Origin of the sequence: Bacillus methanolicus MGA3, from assembly GCF_000724485.1 — a bacterium.
GTDB lineage: Bacteria > Bacillota > Bacilli > Bacillales > Cytobacillaceae > Bacillus_Z > Bacillus_Z methanolicus_A.
In genome coordinates this window covers 594,437-608,355 of record NZ_CP007739.1, presented here as the reverse complement: position 1 = coordinate 608,355, position 13,919 = coordinate 594,437, and the positions used below count along the sequence as shown (strand labels likewise).

Here is a 13,919-nt window from a genome sequence, read left to right as displayed (position 1 = left end):
CTACGCCTTTTTAGGATACCAGTTTCTATTTCGATTGAGAATGCGTTTCTTCGCTTTTCATTTCTTTTTCCAACTGGGCGATGCGGGCATCAATTGTGCTTCGGTAATAGGAGCTGTTTACTTGGTGCTCCAAATGATCAAGATAGGATTCAATTTCATGGAAACGTGAATAAGCTTTATTTGAATAAGCATTGTTTTCAAGGACTTTATTCATTCGATGAAAAGCACGGGTTACGTTTTCTCGTCCCATAAGCTCCATTCTTCTAATGTGCATGTCTTTTAATTTGTGTTTCATTTCTTCGTATTTGCGTTCAAGATCACTAAGCTGCTGTAATGCGTTTTGCAGCGCTTCTTTTAGTCTTACCGCGCGTTCCTCATATTGATGTTGTTCGCGGGAAGCAAATTCATAAAGCTCGGGTTCTTCTGCTTTTGATGCAATTTCCGCCTGGCGTTTGCGTTTTTCTGCTAATTCAAGGGCATGATGATATTCACGTGTAAACTCTTCTTTTAATATATATTGTCTTTCCAACAATTTGCGAACTTTTTCAGTTTCTCGTTCACACTCACGTAAATACTGATTAAGCAATGCTATTGGATTTTTTTGCTCCTTTTGATCCAATACCTCATGAAGGTCTGCCATAATCGTGTTTTTAATACGTGTAATTAAATTGGTCATTTTGAATCCTCCATATCCATTAATTTCGATTTAATTCAGCCCACTGTTTTTCAAAGTTGACAAAAGGATCGTTTTCTTCTTTTACCACTATTTTGTCTTCGTTCCATTTTTTGTAGACAACGTATAATACATAAGCTGCAGCGACTCCAAGAATAGCCGGAACATTTGATGCGGAAGCCATCAGCGCAGCAAATCCGACAATCCCCCAGCCGATTTTTCCTAGTGTTGATTCCGTTTTTAGAAATTGTTTTAAAACTAAATACAGTATTAGTAAGCTGGCAGCCAAACCGATCATCGGGCCAAGTTGTGCAATCAGTACCATTGCTGCGATCCCGCCTACTGCTATCAAACCAAATTTTTTCATTTTCTGTTTCCTCCTTTCTATGATTTCATCTTACCTTTGGAAACAACATTCAATAACGATCCCGAGCTTTATTTTCAACTAAGACCTAAGTCTTAAAGGGATTCAGGCACTCTCTGCTTTTAACGCTTTAACATGGAGCGGGCCAGGCCCTCTTCAAAAAAAAAGTAAGAACAGAAAGTCAAAGCTTCTGTTCTTACTTTTTTGGAAACAAATTTTTTAAAATAACTTTTTGTTTGAAACAATCACACCATCTTCATCTGCGTACGCAAATTTTCTAGGTGTCCATTCTACTTCCCCAAAAATTACTGGAACGTTTCTTTCCCCTTTTCCCTCCTTTTTGCTTTTTAATGGGTTGCTGCCAATTGCTAGAATTCCAACATGTAAGTCTTTCAGTTCAGCAGTGTCGCGTACACATCCATTAATAATGACACCGGCTAAACCCCGTCTTTCAGCGATCTCACCAAGACGGTCTCCAAGAAGTGCACAGCGTTTCGATCCTCCTCCATCGACGACAAGTACACTCCCTGCAGGTACATCCTCTAAAGCTTCCTTTACAAGGACATTATCTTCAAAAACTTTTACGGTATAAAGTGGGCCGTAAAAGGATGTCTTTTTCCCATAGGACTTAAATTCCAGAGTGCAAACTTCCAATTCATTTGAAAAATCATCACACAAATCAGCTGTTTTAAAGTTCATTTTTTATTTCTCCTTTCGTAAATTGTGAATGATATCTTGCAGCATAGTCATCAGAGAAATTTGTTCAGTCACCCTTTCCTTACATTCTATCTATATAATTTCTTTACAATTTCCCAATAACCCTTTTTTAATGCAATCACATGGAAAAAAGATGCGAAACTTCGCATATCTTTCTAACAAAGGGAGGGATTTTTATAGCTATTTTATGGATTACTACAATTGGATTTGTCATTTGCTTAGGTATGGTCGGCGGAGTCCATTTTCATTTTGTGCGGCAAGCATTAAACGTCGAGGATTCAATTAAAGTGGACCGTGTACCTGAAGGGGAAGATCACACCTGGAACACAGATTAATAAAGATGGAGAAGGTATATTTAATCCTTGGCATGTTTACTCAAAAAATATTTTTAAAGGGGCTGTCTAGTCAGCCCCCCAATTTGTTTATGAACCTGTAATGGAATGTGCCGACGGAAAACGGCTTTCCTCCGTACCAGAAAAAGTAAAATCCCCTAACAGTTGATAAACTGTAATGCCTTTTATTTTATTTGAAAGATTTTCGATGCTTTCTTCCTTTGCCAAAACTAACAAGGCTTTCGCATTTATTTTCCCTATTATTTCAATTGACTCAGGGATTTCAAGATTTTTCACTTCCCCATACAATACCCAGGTAAGCAGAGGCTCATGCGCGAAGCTTGCGTGGTCTGCTCCCTCATCAGGCCGTGCACGTTCAGTTTCTAATTGAATCAAATCTTCTACAATGGCGCTTGCTGTCGGAAACATCCCTGCACCGGGACCTTGCAAACTGATATTCCCGACAATGTCTGCATCGATGGAAACAGCATTTTGAACATCTTCGACATGAAATAATGGATGGCTGGATGAAACGAGGACAGGTTTGACTGAACAATGAATCCCTTTTGTCGTTTTTTCTAGTGATGCAACATGTTTAAACCTCAACCCAAATTTAGAAAAAAGCTCAATTTGCTCAAGAGTGATGCTTGAAATCCCTTGTTTCCGCACCTTTTCCCAATCCGGCTGTTTCCCATATACCACTTCACTCAATATCATTGCTTTGTAAAAAGCGTCAAAGCCTTCCACATCGTTTGTCGGATCTGCTTCTGCATACCCTTTTTCCTGAGCGAGCGAAAGAGCATCAGAAAACGAGCAGCCTTCCTCCCGCATTTTTGTTAAAATAAAATTTGAAGTCCCATTTAATATTCCATGAACTTTTTTGATATGATTTACGCTCAAAAGCTTCCTTAACGTTTGAATAACAGGAATTCCTCCGGCAACCGTCGCTTCAAATCCTACTGAAACACCGTGTTTTTCCGCCAGCGAAAGAAGTTCCCTTCCATAATGTGCAAACATTTGCTTATTTGCCGTAATAATGTGGCAGCCTCTTTTAATTGCTTGCGAAAGATACGAAAACCCCGGCTGCTTGCCTACGATCGCATCAATGACGACATCAAGCTTAGGAAGACTAATAATATCCTCAAATTTGTTTGTTAATATCACATCCGGATCAGGCAATTGGTGCTTTTCAAGATTTTTGACAAGAACAGCCTCAATCTTCACTTCTTTCCCTAGTATTGCTTTGAATCGCTTTTGATGTGTTTTAATGGTCTGATAAACTCCCTTTCCGACTGTTCCGTAACCTAAGAGTGCAATATGAATGGTTGACATTCCTTCATCTCCCTTGTATTCTGTTTACCATGATGTTTGGATCAATTCATTATTAAAATCGGCCAGGAACCGCTAATGATGGATCTCACTCTGTCTATCACCATTTGTTTGTGAAGTGAAGACAATTTTTATGTTGATCAGCGCTGGCTGATTTTTTGCAGCTCTCTTGCTTTCAATTCCCTTCTTAAAATTTTTCCACTGATTTTTGTCTTCGGGAGTTCCTCGACAATTTCGATCTCACGAGGAGCTGCATGGGCTGAAAGATTCTGTTTTACAAATTTGATAATTTCTTCAAGCAACTGATTCTCTGCTTGATACCCTTTCCTGAGTACAATAAATGCTTTTACAATTTCCCCGCGCAGAGGATCAGGCTTTCCAATCACTGCTGCTTCAGCAATTGCCGGATGTTCGATTAGCTTGCTTTCAACTTCAAACGGACCGATCCTCTCGCCGGAAGAATTGATCATATCATCGCTTCGACCTTGGAAGAAAATATAACCATCTTCATCTATAACAGCAAGATCTCCTGAAACATACCAGCCCGGAAACGGAAAATAGGATTTGTACTTTTGTTCATTTTTCCAAACTTCCTTCATAATGGAAGGCCATGGTGTTTTTATTGCAAGGTGGCCAACTTCACCGGGAGGAAGCGGTGCTCCATTGTCATCTAAAACTGCTACTTCAATTCCAGGTAATGGTCGTCCCATCGAACCCGGCTTTATCGTTTCCGATGGCAGGTTAACTATTAACTGTGCACCAGTCTCTGTCATCCACCATGTATCATGAATCCGCAATCCCAAAGTTTCTTTACCCCAATAAATAACTTCAGGATTCAATGGTTCGCCAACACTTAAAATATGGCGGAGTGAACTCAAATCGTATTGTTTCTGAACATCTTCTCCCTCGGCCATCAACATCCGAAAAGCGGTCGGTGCGCTGTACCAAACTGTTACTTTCGCTTTTTCAATTGTTCTATACCATGAGTGAGCCTGAAATCTTCCTCCATTCACTACAATTGTTGCTCGATTAAGCCATGGAGAAAAAATTCCATAAACGGTGCCTGTCACCCATCCGGGATGAGCAGTACACCAATAAATGTCATCTTCCTTTAGGTCAAGCACCCATTTGCCAGTTTGATATTGTTGAATCATCGCGCGGTGGGCATGCACAATTCCCTTTGGCTTCCCAGTAGATCCACTTGTATAATGGATGTTTAATCCTGCTTCTAAATTAACCCATTCAATGATATTTTCCTCACAAACTGTATTTTCCAGTTCCGCTTGCAGGGAGATTTCGCCTTCGCTGCAATGTTCCGGTCCGCCTGTAATAAAAATTTTTTCTAAAGAAGGAAGCTTATGTTTTGGAACCCGTTTCCCAAGAATATGGTCTGTTATTAAAAATTTGCCTTCGCAATCGGAAATTCTGTCCTTCACTGCTTCTTCCATAAAAGCCTCAAATAACGGACCTGCAATCGCCCCGATTTTAATGGCAGCAATCATTGCCAAATAGCAGTCCGGGTGTTTAGGTAGAAAAATAAAAACAATGTCACCCTTTTTCACCCCGTGCTTTTTTAAAACAGTTGCCAGATGGTCTGTTTTTTCCTTCACTTCACGAAAAGTAAGCTTATACTCTTCATTGCCATTCAAATAATAAAGTGCGGTTTTTTCTCCATAACCTTCGTCAACATGCCTGTCGATGCATTCATAAGCCATATTAACAAGTCCTGTTTTTTTCCAGCTGAAGTGTTTTTCTGCTTCTGACCAATCAAAATGACTATATATTTTTTGATAGTTTTTAAGGTTGTAGTCCCCTTTTTCAGGGGGCAAATGGTAGCGATTTAAAACATTCATGGGAAAAACTCCTTTATGAAATCGTAGATAAATCTAAAAGATTAATAATTTTTTCTTTTAATTGGCCTAAATAAGCGTCTCCTCTTGTGCGGGGCCGTTTCTGTTCAATCGTTAACATGTGGCAGACTTCACCCGGCTGTCCTCGAAGAATGATAATTCGGTCACATAAATAAAGAGCCTCATCCACATCATGAGTGACAAGCAACATCGTGGATTGGTACTTCTCCCAGATTGACAGGAGTAAATCCTGAAGCTGCATTTTTGTAAAAGCGTCCAATGCACTAAATGGCTCATCAAGCAATAATATTTCCGGTGCGGTGACAAGGGCTCGTGCAATGGCTACCCGCTGGGCCATTCCGCCGGAAAGATCTTTCGGATAGTGATTTTCAAAGCCTGCTAAGCCTACAGAAGAGAGATACTTTTTCGCTATTTCATTCTTTTGATCATTATTTTTTAGACCGAATGCGACATTATCAATGACATTCAGCCACGGAAGAAGCCTTGGTTCCTGAAAGATAATTCCAATCTTTTCATGGACAGAACGGACTATATTGCCATCAATTTTAATAGTGCCTGTATATCCTTCATCAAGACCTGCCAATACACGCAGCAGCGTGCTTTTTCCGCAGCCGCTCGTTCCGAGGATTCCGATAATCTCTCCCTTTTGCACGGTTAAATTTATATTTTTAAAGCCTGTTTCACCATTTGAAAACGTCCTGGAAACATTTTCAATAGCCAACATATTTTTCATTCCTTTACGCTTTTTTCGTAAATGTATCTTGCCAGTGAAGCGTTTTTACTTCCAATCTTTTTAACAGAGAGTCTGACAGTTTTCCTAAAATCGCAAACAGGACAATGCTTGAAATAATAAGTTCCGGCGAATATGAATTCTGCCCGTATACGAGCAAATACCCGATCCCTTTACTTGCTCCCATTAACTCAGCGGCGACAACAAACATCCATCCCAGTCCAAGACCGCTGCGGATTCCGACTAAAAATGAAGGCAGTGAAGCAGGCAAAATGATTTTGCGGATTAATTGCCACGAGTTGAAATTATAAACCTTGCCGACTTCAATCAGTTTCCGGTCAACACCTTGAATGCCGGAAACAATATTTAAATAAACAGGGAAAAATACTCCTACTGCGATCAAAACAATTTTTGAAGACTCGCCGATTCCCATCCACAATATAAACAGCGGCACCCACGCTAAAGATGGAATAGAGCGGAAAGCCTGAATCAACGGATCTATCAAACTTTCTACCGTTTTAAAATAACCAGCGGCCGCACCAAGCAATACCGCGGCAGCGACACCTATTAGAAATCCAAATATCAGTCGATATAATGTAATTCCGAGGTGCCCCCATAAAGTTCCATCCTGAAACATTCCTGCAATTGTATCAAGAATAGTGGTTGGAGCAGGAAGTAAATGCTGCGGGAAAACCCCGGTTTTACTTAAATACTCCCAGGCAATCACTAATCCTAGAGGGACAATGGTTCCATAAACGGCCGCTTTTATTTTTGGCTGAATCGATAATTTTTTTTTCACTTTTACTGGAATATGGGTCGTTACGGTTGTGTGCTTGCTGCTCATTTGAATGTTCCCCCTTTCTAAAAGGGCCGCTTTGAGAGCGGCACCATGAATTACTTTATTTAATTACTTCTTTAGCAAACTTCGGATTAATGAGTTCGTCGACAAGCGAATTAATTTTTGCGTCTTTATTGATGATGCCATCCTTTTGCAATACGGTTCCTGCCGATTTTAGTGCCTGCTTTTGCTCCTCGCCCGGCACCGGGTTAGAAAAATCATTGCGCTCAAGCTGTTTTTTTGCCACATCAAGGCTGATATGCGCTTCTTTTGACAGGATTTCCGCAGTTTTTTCAGGGTTTTCAAGCACCCACTTTCTAGCTTTCTCATAAACTTCAATTACTTTCTTGACATATTCAGGATATTTTTTGGCAAAATCACTGCGGACATTTAATGTTCCGTAAGTATTAAAATTTTTGTTCCTATAAAAGAGCTTTGCATTTGCTTCAAGTTCCAGTTTTGCCATATGAGGGTCAAGCCCTGCCCAAGCGTCCACCTGCTTTGTCGTCAAAGCATTTGCGCCGTCACTGTGCTGGAGATTTACGATTTGCACATCTGAAGCAGAAAGTCCCGCTTCATCCAATGCCCTTAAAAGAAAAATGTATGGGTCTGTACCAACAGTAGCGGCTACTTTCTTTCCCTTTAAATCACTAACCGAATGAATTGAAGAATCCTTATTTGTGACAAGCGCCGTCCATTCAGGCTTGGAAAAAATATAAACCGATTCGATTGGAGCGCCTTTAGCTTTTGCCATTAAGGCTGCTGCCCCTGCTGTTGAACCGAAATCCACGCTTTTGCTGTTTAAAAACTCAAGCGCCTTATTGCTGCCCTGGCTGAGAACATATTCCACTTTTATGCCATCTTTTTTAAAGGCTTCTTCGGCCCACCCAAATTTTTTTAACACAATACTTGTTGGGGAATAGTAAGCATAATCAAGAACAATTTTTTCAGGCTTATCTTTTTTTGCATTCGTGCTGTTCGAGCATCCGGCAATCCCGATCAACAGCAAGATCCCTGCCAATATTCCAAACCATTTCCTCATCTATCTAGTCTCCTCTCTTCTCTCCTAATCTTTAAATCTCGCATGCATAAGTGACAATTGTTCCGCGGAGGCGCTGCGCTTCTTTATACGTACAGCGGTTATGTACAACTTCGAGTCCTGCTTCTTTTGCGACTTCCACTGCTTTTGGCGAAATGACACCTTCCTGGAGCCAGAAAACTTTCGGCTGAACTTCTGCCGCTTCTTTTGCAATCTCAATCGCTGCCTCAGGACTGCGGAAGACTTGCACAATGTCAATCTTAAATGGAACTGATTTCAAATCAGGATATGCCTGTTCTCCAAGTACTTCTGTTTCTCTCGGATTTACCGGAACAATTTTATATCCAAGGCGCTGCATTTTCCGTGCCAAACGATTGCTCGGACGCCCTGGGTTGCTGCTTAGACCGACAATAGCCAGCGTTTTTGGCCGCTGTATTTCTTTCCCATCAACAACTTCCCGGACAAATGGCGATTGGAGCGCCCAGCGGATAACCCCCTCGTCATTTACTGCTGTATCTCCTTTTTCAAACCCCTTTGAAGAAATACCGGTCGCTTGATAAAAAGCCTGATCTAAATCATTTTTCAAGTCACGAACCGATTCTAGCCCTACAGACAAACGAATCAATTCTTCACTGACGCCGGTTTTCTTTAGATCTTCAGCACTTAACTGCTGATGTGTTGTTGATGCCGGATGTATGATGAGTGACTTTGCATCCCCGACATTAGCAACATGGGACCATAGCGCAATATGGTCGATTACTTTTTTACCAGCTTCCCGGCCGCCTTTAATTCCGAAGTTCACTATTGAACCAAAGCCGTTTCTCAAATATTTTTTCGCAAGCTCGTGAGCAGGATGGTCTTCAAGGCCAGGATATGAAACCCACTCGACTGCCGGATGAGATTTCAAAAATTGAGCAACCTTTAATGCATTTTCTGTATGTTTTTCCATCCGCAGGTGGAGGGTTTCAAGCCCTTGCAGCAACAGGAATGCGTTTTGCGGACTTAAGCATGAACCAAAGTCCCTTAACAGCTGAACTCTCAATTTTGTACTAAAGGCTAACGTTCCAAAGTCATTTGCATATCTGATGCCGTTGTAGCTTGGATCTGGTTCAGTGAATCCAGGAAAATTTCCGTTGCTCCAGTTGAAGCGCCCCCCATCAATAACAAGACCACCTATTGCTGTTCCGTGGCCGCCAATCCATTTGGTTGCCGAGTGTACTACAATATCTGCTCCCCATTGAATCGGTTTGCAAAGGTATGGTGTGGCAAACGTATTGTCAATAATAAGTGGAATCCCGTTTTCATGCGCTATCACAGATACCGCTTCAATATCTAAAACATGAAGGCTCGGATTTCCGATAATTTCTCCATAAAGAGCTTTCGTTTTTGGAGTAATCGCTTTACGGAAATTTTCCGGATCTTTCGGATCAACAAAATGAACCTTAATCCCGTATTTCGGAAGGGTCACTGCAAATAAATTGTAAGTTCCGCCATATAGATTGGTTGCTGCGACAATTTCATCACCAGCCTGTGCTATATTCATAATCGATAAAGCAATAGCCGCCATTCCTGATGAAGTAGCAACTGCTGCTACTCCGTCTTCAAGCAGAGCGATTCGCTTCTCAAGGACATCAACAGTTGGATTTCCAATTCTTGAATAAATGTTTCCCGGTTCATCAAGTGAAAACAAGCTCTGAGCATGATCGGTGTTATGGAATACATAAGAGGTCGTTTGGTAAATCGGAACAGCCCGAGAACCAGTTGTTGGATCAGGCGATTGACCTCCATGTAAAAGAATCGTCTCTACGTCATACGTTTCATATTGTTTCGTCATTGCTCTTTCCTCCTAAATATGATTAATTTTATTGGTTTAGTTGGTTTAATGCTTATGAATTGTTTGCACTTTTTCACTTTTCCGAAATCTCTTTATAAAAAAACCCCCTCTTCATAAGAAGAGGGGGCTCCTCCTCTTATCTTTCAGACAATGAATTGTCTGCAGGAATTGGCACCTTTTCAAGCATTGCTTGAAGGTTGCCGGACTTCATCGGGCCTGATCCCTCCGTCACTCTGGATAAGAGTTTACTGGTATTTTTATTTTATTCAATTAAATTATTATTACGTTAACTTTATAAAGGATTATAATTTAGTTTAAGAATCAAGTCAAACATAATTTTCTATTGAACAGAATTTTCAATCGCTTTTTCAAACACTTCAATGATGTCTTCCGGATGCTCAATACCTACTGATATGCGGACAACTTCTTTCGTAATTCCTAATGCTTCTCTTGCTTCAGGAGGCAGTGCACGGTGGGAAGTTGACAGCGGGTGTGAAACAGTCGTTTCAACTCCGGCTAGCGTCGGAATAATTTTCACCCAAGAAAGTGCACGTAAAAATTTATTAACATCCACATTTTTTGATAACTCGATGGTAACGATCGCTCCAAAGCCTTCTTCTGAATACTCAAAAGGATAGTATACTTTTGCCACATTATCATTTGTCTTTAGAGCTTCAGCAAGCTTCCTTGCATTCAGCGATTGGCTTTTCATTCTTAATGCGAGAGTTTTCAATCCACGGCACGTAAGCCATGCTTCAAACGGACTGACATTCGCACCGAGGTTTACTACTTTTTTCTTTGCCCTGGCAACTAACTCTGTTTTGCCCACAACAACACCGGCCGTAATATCACTATGTCCGCCAATATATTTTGTCGCACTATGAATAACTAAATCTACTCCTCGTTTATAAGGATTGCAGTGATAAGGGGTAGCGAATGTGTTATCAACAATCGTAACAAGATTGTGCTTTTTGGCAAGATCCACAACAGCATCAAGATTTTCGACTCTTAACAGCGGATTCGTAATTGACTCTGTGTAAAGAAGCTTTGTATTAGATTGAATCGCCTGTTCAACCTGATGAATGTCTGAGAAGGATACAAAAGTAGTCTCAATTCCAAGCTGTTTCAGTTCATTATTTAATAAATGAAAGCTTCCTCCATACAGATCATCTGCTGCAACAATGTGATCACCGCTTTCAATTGTAGCAAGCACTCCAGCAAGAATCGCTGAAATCCCTGAAGATGTCGCAACACCTGCAGGAGCGCCTTCGATAGCTGCAACCGCTTCACCGAGCTCATCCGTATTCGGATTGCCTGAACGGGTATATAAATAATTGCCCTCTCCCTTGTAATATCGTTCAAGTTCATCAAGATCATCAAACGTAAACGCGGAAGTTTGATAAATCGGGGTAACTTTACTTTTGATCGGAAGTTTTTGTTTTTTTACACTATGCAATAATTTCGTTTCAAACCTCTCCGTCAACATTTCCACCTTCTTCAAATTAAGTAAAACTATATCAGCAGGAAATTTTCCCATACTGAAATAAGTCGAACCAAACACCTGTTACCTCCCGCCAATAGACGTGAGGAAATTACAGACGATTAGAACGCGAAAAATGAAAAACCTCTTCATTAAAAGAAGAGGCGTACTTATTATTTGTCCTCCTCTTATCTTCCAGATCTTCTGTCTGCAGGATTTGGCACCTTTACAATAAATATTGCAGGTTGCCGGGCTTCACAGGGCCTGTCCCTCCGCCTCTCTGGATAAGAGTAATTTTTTTAAAATTAATAATATTATTTGAATTGTACCAAAAAAAGGGTGATTTGTCAATTGAATTTTAAGATTTGAAATACAAATCATTATATAGTTTCAGTTGCGAATATATTGTGATAAAAAACTTAAAATGAATAAAGAGGCTCGTTTGGACAAAGCCTCTTTTGGTGCCCCGAATTAATCCTGAGGATTGTTTTGATTCTTTTTGTTTTTTGGTGAAGTAAATTCAACCAACTCTTCACTCGTATTGTTTCCCTTTTTCACATTGTTATTTCTTTGTGCGTTGGCATTTGCTGGTTTAGTACGCCCCATTGCAGCTCGACTCCTTTAATCATTTTTCAATGATAGTATTGGTTGATCATTTATTTTATATTCTCTGCTATTTTACCGCGATAATTCGGATATTACCGCGATTTCATCAAAATTTCTGCGATAAACTACATCAAAAAAACTTGGCGCCTGGCTGCCTAGCTTTTCATATGATTTTTCATTCGATCATCGGTTATTTCGCCTTTATAAAAAACTTTTTTATGAACTGATATTTTCAATTCTTTAGCGATTTTTTTTAATTCCCTCTCTTCCCTGTCTGTCACAAACGAAATGACAGTCCCGGTTGCGCCAAATCTTCCTGTTCTGCCGGAACGGTGCACATACTGGTTCATGTCTTTCGGAAAGTCGAAATGGATTACATGTGTAATCCCATTAATATCAAGACCTCTCGCAGCGACATCCGTAGCAAGAAGTATATTGGTTTCTCCTGTCCGAAAATTTCTTAAGGCATGTTGGCGTTCAATTTTACTCATCTCACTGTGGAGAGCCTCTGTCTGAAATTCTTTGTAGGAAAGTTTTTCTGCAAGAATCTGTAGGCGGCCAATATCATTCACAAAAACAAGTGCTTTTATCCCTTTTAGCCGGGCTGCTTTCTCCAACAAATTGATTTTATCACGCTGCTCAGAAACAAAATAAATATGATCAACTTTCGAGAAGCTCATTGCTTCATCCTTTTTAACTCGAATGACTTCCGGTTCGTTCGCAAGACCTTTAGCCACTTCTTCTGTTTTGAATGCAAGTGTTGCCGAAAAAAGTACGATTTGCCTGTCACTCAACGTTGTTTTTATAATATTTTTAACGGTATCGACATGTTCGGAATTGAGAAGCTGGTCGCCTTCATCTAGAACAACAGTCTTTACTTCATGCATTTTCAGCTTTTTCTGTTTGATTAGTTCAAATGTACGCCCCGGTGTACCAATTACAACATGAGGGTTTTTCTTTAATTTTTCAAGTTGCCGCTTCAGATTTGCTCCCCCTATAAAGGAAGCGCCTCTTATTCCGCTTCCCTCTGACCACTTTTGGAATTCGCCCAATATTTGCATTACAAGTTCCTGTGAGGGAGCCAAAATCACAACTTGTACGCTTTTTTTACTTTGATCAATTTTATGTAAAAGTGGCAGTAAATAACTTAGCGTTTTTCCCGTTCCAGTCGGGGATTCCGCGACAACATCTTTCCCTTGTAAAATCAGTGGAATCGTCTGCTTTTGGATTGATGTTAGATTTTCAAAGCCTGATTTATTCCATGCTTCTTGTATAAACGGTTGTAATGATTTGATGATTGATTGTTTTTCTGACATGCAGGATCTCCTTATGAATATTTTATAAAGAGTATTATTCCACATCTTTTTAAATATCGAAAGAAAGAGTTAAATAAAGAGTGCCTCTTAAAAGCACTCTTTCCTTAAGATTTGATAATCACTTTTGTAACCCCGCTAAAGCAACTACTGCTTGTTTAATTTGTTTTGTGCTTTCAAGAGGAGAGGGTGCCATGCTGATGGCAGATATAACAGAAACGCCATCTGCTCCGGCTTCAACAACTTGTGCAGCATTATTGGCATTTATACCGCCAATCCCGACTGCCGGGATGTCAATTCGCTTCTCACGAAGTATTCGAAACAGTGCTGTTCCCTGTACTTCTTTAGCATCTTTTTTAGTTGCTGTCGGGAATACAGGGCCTATACCTACATAATCAGCGCCTGCTTGAATTGCAGCCTCCACTTCTTTGAGACTGTGAGCGGAAACGCCGAGAATTTTATTGCCGATTTTTTTTCTTACAGAATAGGCGGATTCATCCTCCTGGCCTATATGGACCCCATCTGCATCCAGCTCAATTGCCAAGTCGACATCATCATTAACAATAAATGGAACACCGTATTCTTTGCAAATGCTTTGAACTTTCCTTGCAAAATCCTTTTTCTGTTCTCCGGTCAAAGCACCATTTCCTTTTTCGCGGAACTGAAACAAGGTCGCTCCTCCCTGCAAGGCTTCCGTTATAACTTCAAGAGGATCTTTAAGACTATTGTTGCTCCCCATTATAAAATAAACTTTTAAAAGCTCCTGCATTTTTTCTTTTGAAATTCCAGCCAT

At 40.3% G+C, this 13,919-nt stretch carries 14 protein-coding genes and 2 riboswitches; of the genes, 1 reads left to right on the top strand and 13 read right to left on the bottom strand.

Going from position 1 to position 13,919, the window contains the following annotated elements; genetic code table 11:
- Positions 1–25: 25 nt before the first annotated feature.
- The 3 genes from BMMGA3_RS03020 to rraA form a co-directional block, all read right to left on the bottom strand.
- Positions 26–676: a PspA/IM30 family protein gene (locus tag BMMGA3_RS03020; RefSeq protein WP_003347920.1), complete on the bottom strand. Its 651-nt coding sequence runs from the start codon at positions 674–676 to the stop codon at positions 26–28.
- A 19-nt stretch (positions 677–695) separates the two neighbouring features.
- On the bottom strand, positions 696–1,040 hold the full coding sequence (locus BMMGA3_RS03015; RefSeq protein ID WP_003347922.1) for a lmo0954 family membrane protein: 345 nt from the start codon (positions 1,038–1,040) through the stop codon (positions 696–698).
- Between the two features lie 216 nt (positions 1,041–1,256).
- Entirely contained in the window at positions 1,257–1,736 is a 480-nt protein-coding gene (gene rraA, locus BMMGA3_RS03010; protein WP_003347926.1) for a ribonuclease E activity regulator RraA, read from the bottom strand.
- Positions 1,737–1,876: 140 nt separating this feature from the next.
- Here rraA and BMMGA3_RS18055 point away from each other — a divergent pair, with 140 nt between their 5' ends.
- A complete protein-coding gene (locus tag BMMGA3_RS18055; protein ID WP_003347928.1) occupies positions 1,877–2,089 on the top strand; it encodes a hypothetical protein in 213 nt (70 codons plus the stop codon).
- Between the two features lie 87 nt (positions 2,090–2,176).
- Here BMMGA3_RS18055 and BMMGA3_RS03000 read toward each other — a convergent pair whose 3' ends face one another.
- The 10 genes from BMMGA3_RS03000 to thiE form a co-directional block, all read right to left on the bottom strand.
- A complete protein-coding gene (locus BMMGA3_RS03000) occupies positions 2,177–3,418 on the bottom strand; it encodes a homoserine dehydrogenase (protein WP_003347929.1) in 1,242 nt (413 codons plus the stop codon).
- 137 nt (positions 3,419–3,555) lie between these two features.
- The gene (gene acsA / locus BMMGA3_RS02995; protein ID WP_003347930.1) at positions 3,556–5,268 is read right to left on the bottom strand and encodes an acetate--CoA ligase; all 1,713 of its coding nucleotides are present in this window, start codon (positions 5,266–5,268) and stop codon (positions 3,556–3,558) included.
- A gap of 13 nt (positions 5,269–5,281) precedes the next feature.
- Positions 5,282–6,010 (bottom strand): ABC transporter ATP-binding protein, encoded by a 729-nt coding sequence (locus BMMGA3_RS02990; protein ID WP_003347931.1) that lies wholly within the window; start codon positions 6,008–6,010, stop codon positions 5,282–5,284.
- 13 nt (positions 6,011–6,023) lie between these two features.
- Positions 6,024–6,860, bottom strand: coding sequence for an ABC transporter permease (locus BMMGA3_RS02985; protein ID WP_003347932.1), 837 nt, complete (start codon positions 6,858–6,860; stop codon positions 6,024–6,026).
- A 55-nt stretch (positions 6,861–6,915) separates the two neighbouring features.
- Entirely contained in the window at positions 6,916–7,896 is a 981-nt protein-coding gene (locus tag BMMGA3_RS02980; RefSeq protein ID WP_003347933.1) for an aliphatic sulfonate ABC transporter substrate-binding protein, read from the bottom strand.
- 31 nt (positions 7,897–7,927) lie between these two features.
- Complete coding sequence (locus BMMGA3_RS02975; protein WP_003347934.1) at positions 7,928–9,727, bottom strand: PLP-dependent aspartate aminotransferase family protein; 1,800 nt, start codon at positions 9,725–9,727, stop codon at positions 7,928–7,930.
- A 133-nt stretch (positions 9,728–9,860) separates the two neighbouring features.
- Positions 9,861–9,971, bottom strand: a riboswitch (SAM riboswitch).
- 96 nt (positions 9,972–10,067) lie between these two features.
- A complete protein-coding gene (locus BMMGA3_RS02970) occupies positions 10,068–11,213 on the bottom strand; it encodes a trans-sulfuration enzyme family protein (RefSeq protein WP_034669494.1) in 1,146 nt (381 codons plus the stop codon).
- A gap of 179 nt (positions 11,214–11,392) precedes the next feature.
- Positions 11,393–11,498, bottom strand: a riboswitch (SAM riboswitch).
- Between the two features lie 180 nt (positions 11,499–11,678).
- The gene (locus tag BMMGA3_RS18180) at positions 11,679–11,813 is read right to left on the bottom strand and encodes a hypothetical protein (protein ID WP_003347936.1); all 135 of its coding nucleotides are present in this window, start codon (positions 11,811–11,813) and stop codon (positions 11,679–11,681) included.
- 155 nt (positions 11,814–11,968) lie between these two features.
- Positions 11,969–13,129: a DEAD/DEAH box helicase gene (locus BMMGA3_RS02965; RefSeq protein ID WP_003347937.1), complete on the bottom strand. Its 1,161-nt coding sequence runs from the start codon at positions 13,127–13,129 to the stop codon at positions 11,969–11,971.
- Between the two features lie 118 nt (positions 13,130–13,247).
- The gene (thiE, locus tag BMMGA3_RS02960; RefSeq protein WP_003347938.1) at positions 13,248–13,919 is read right to left on the bottom strand and encodes a thiamine phosphate synthase; all 672 of its coding nucleotides are present in this window, start codon (positions 13,917–13,919) and stop codon (positions 13,248–13,250) included.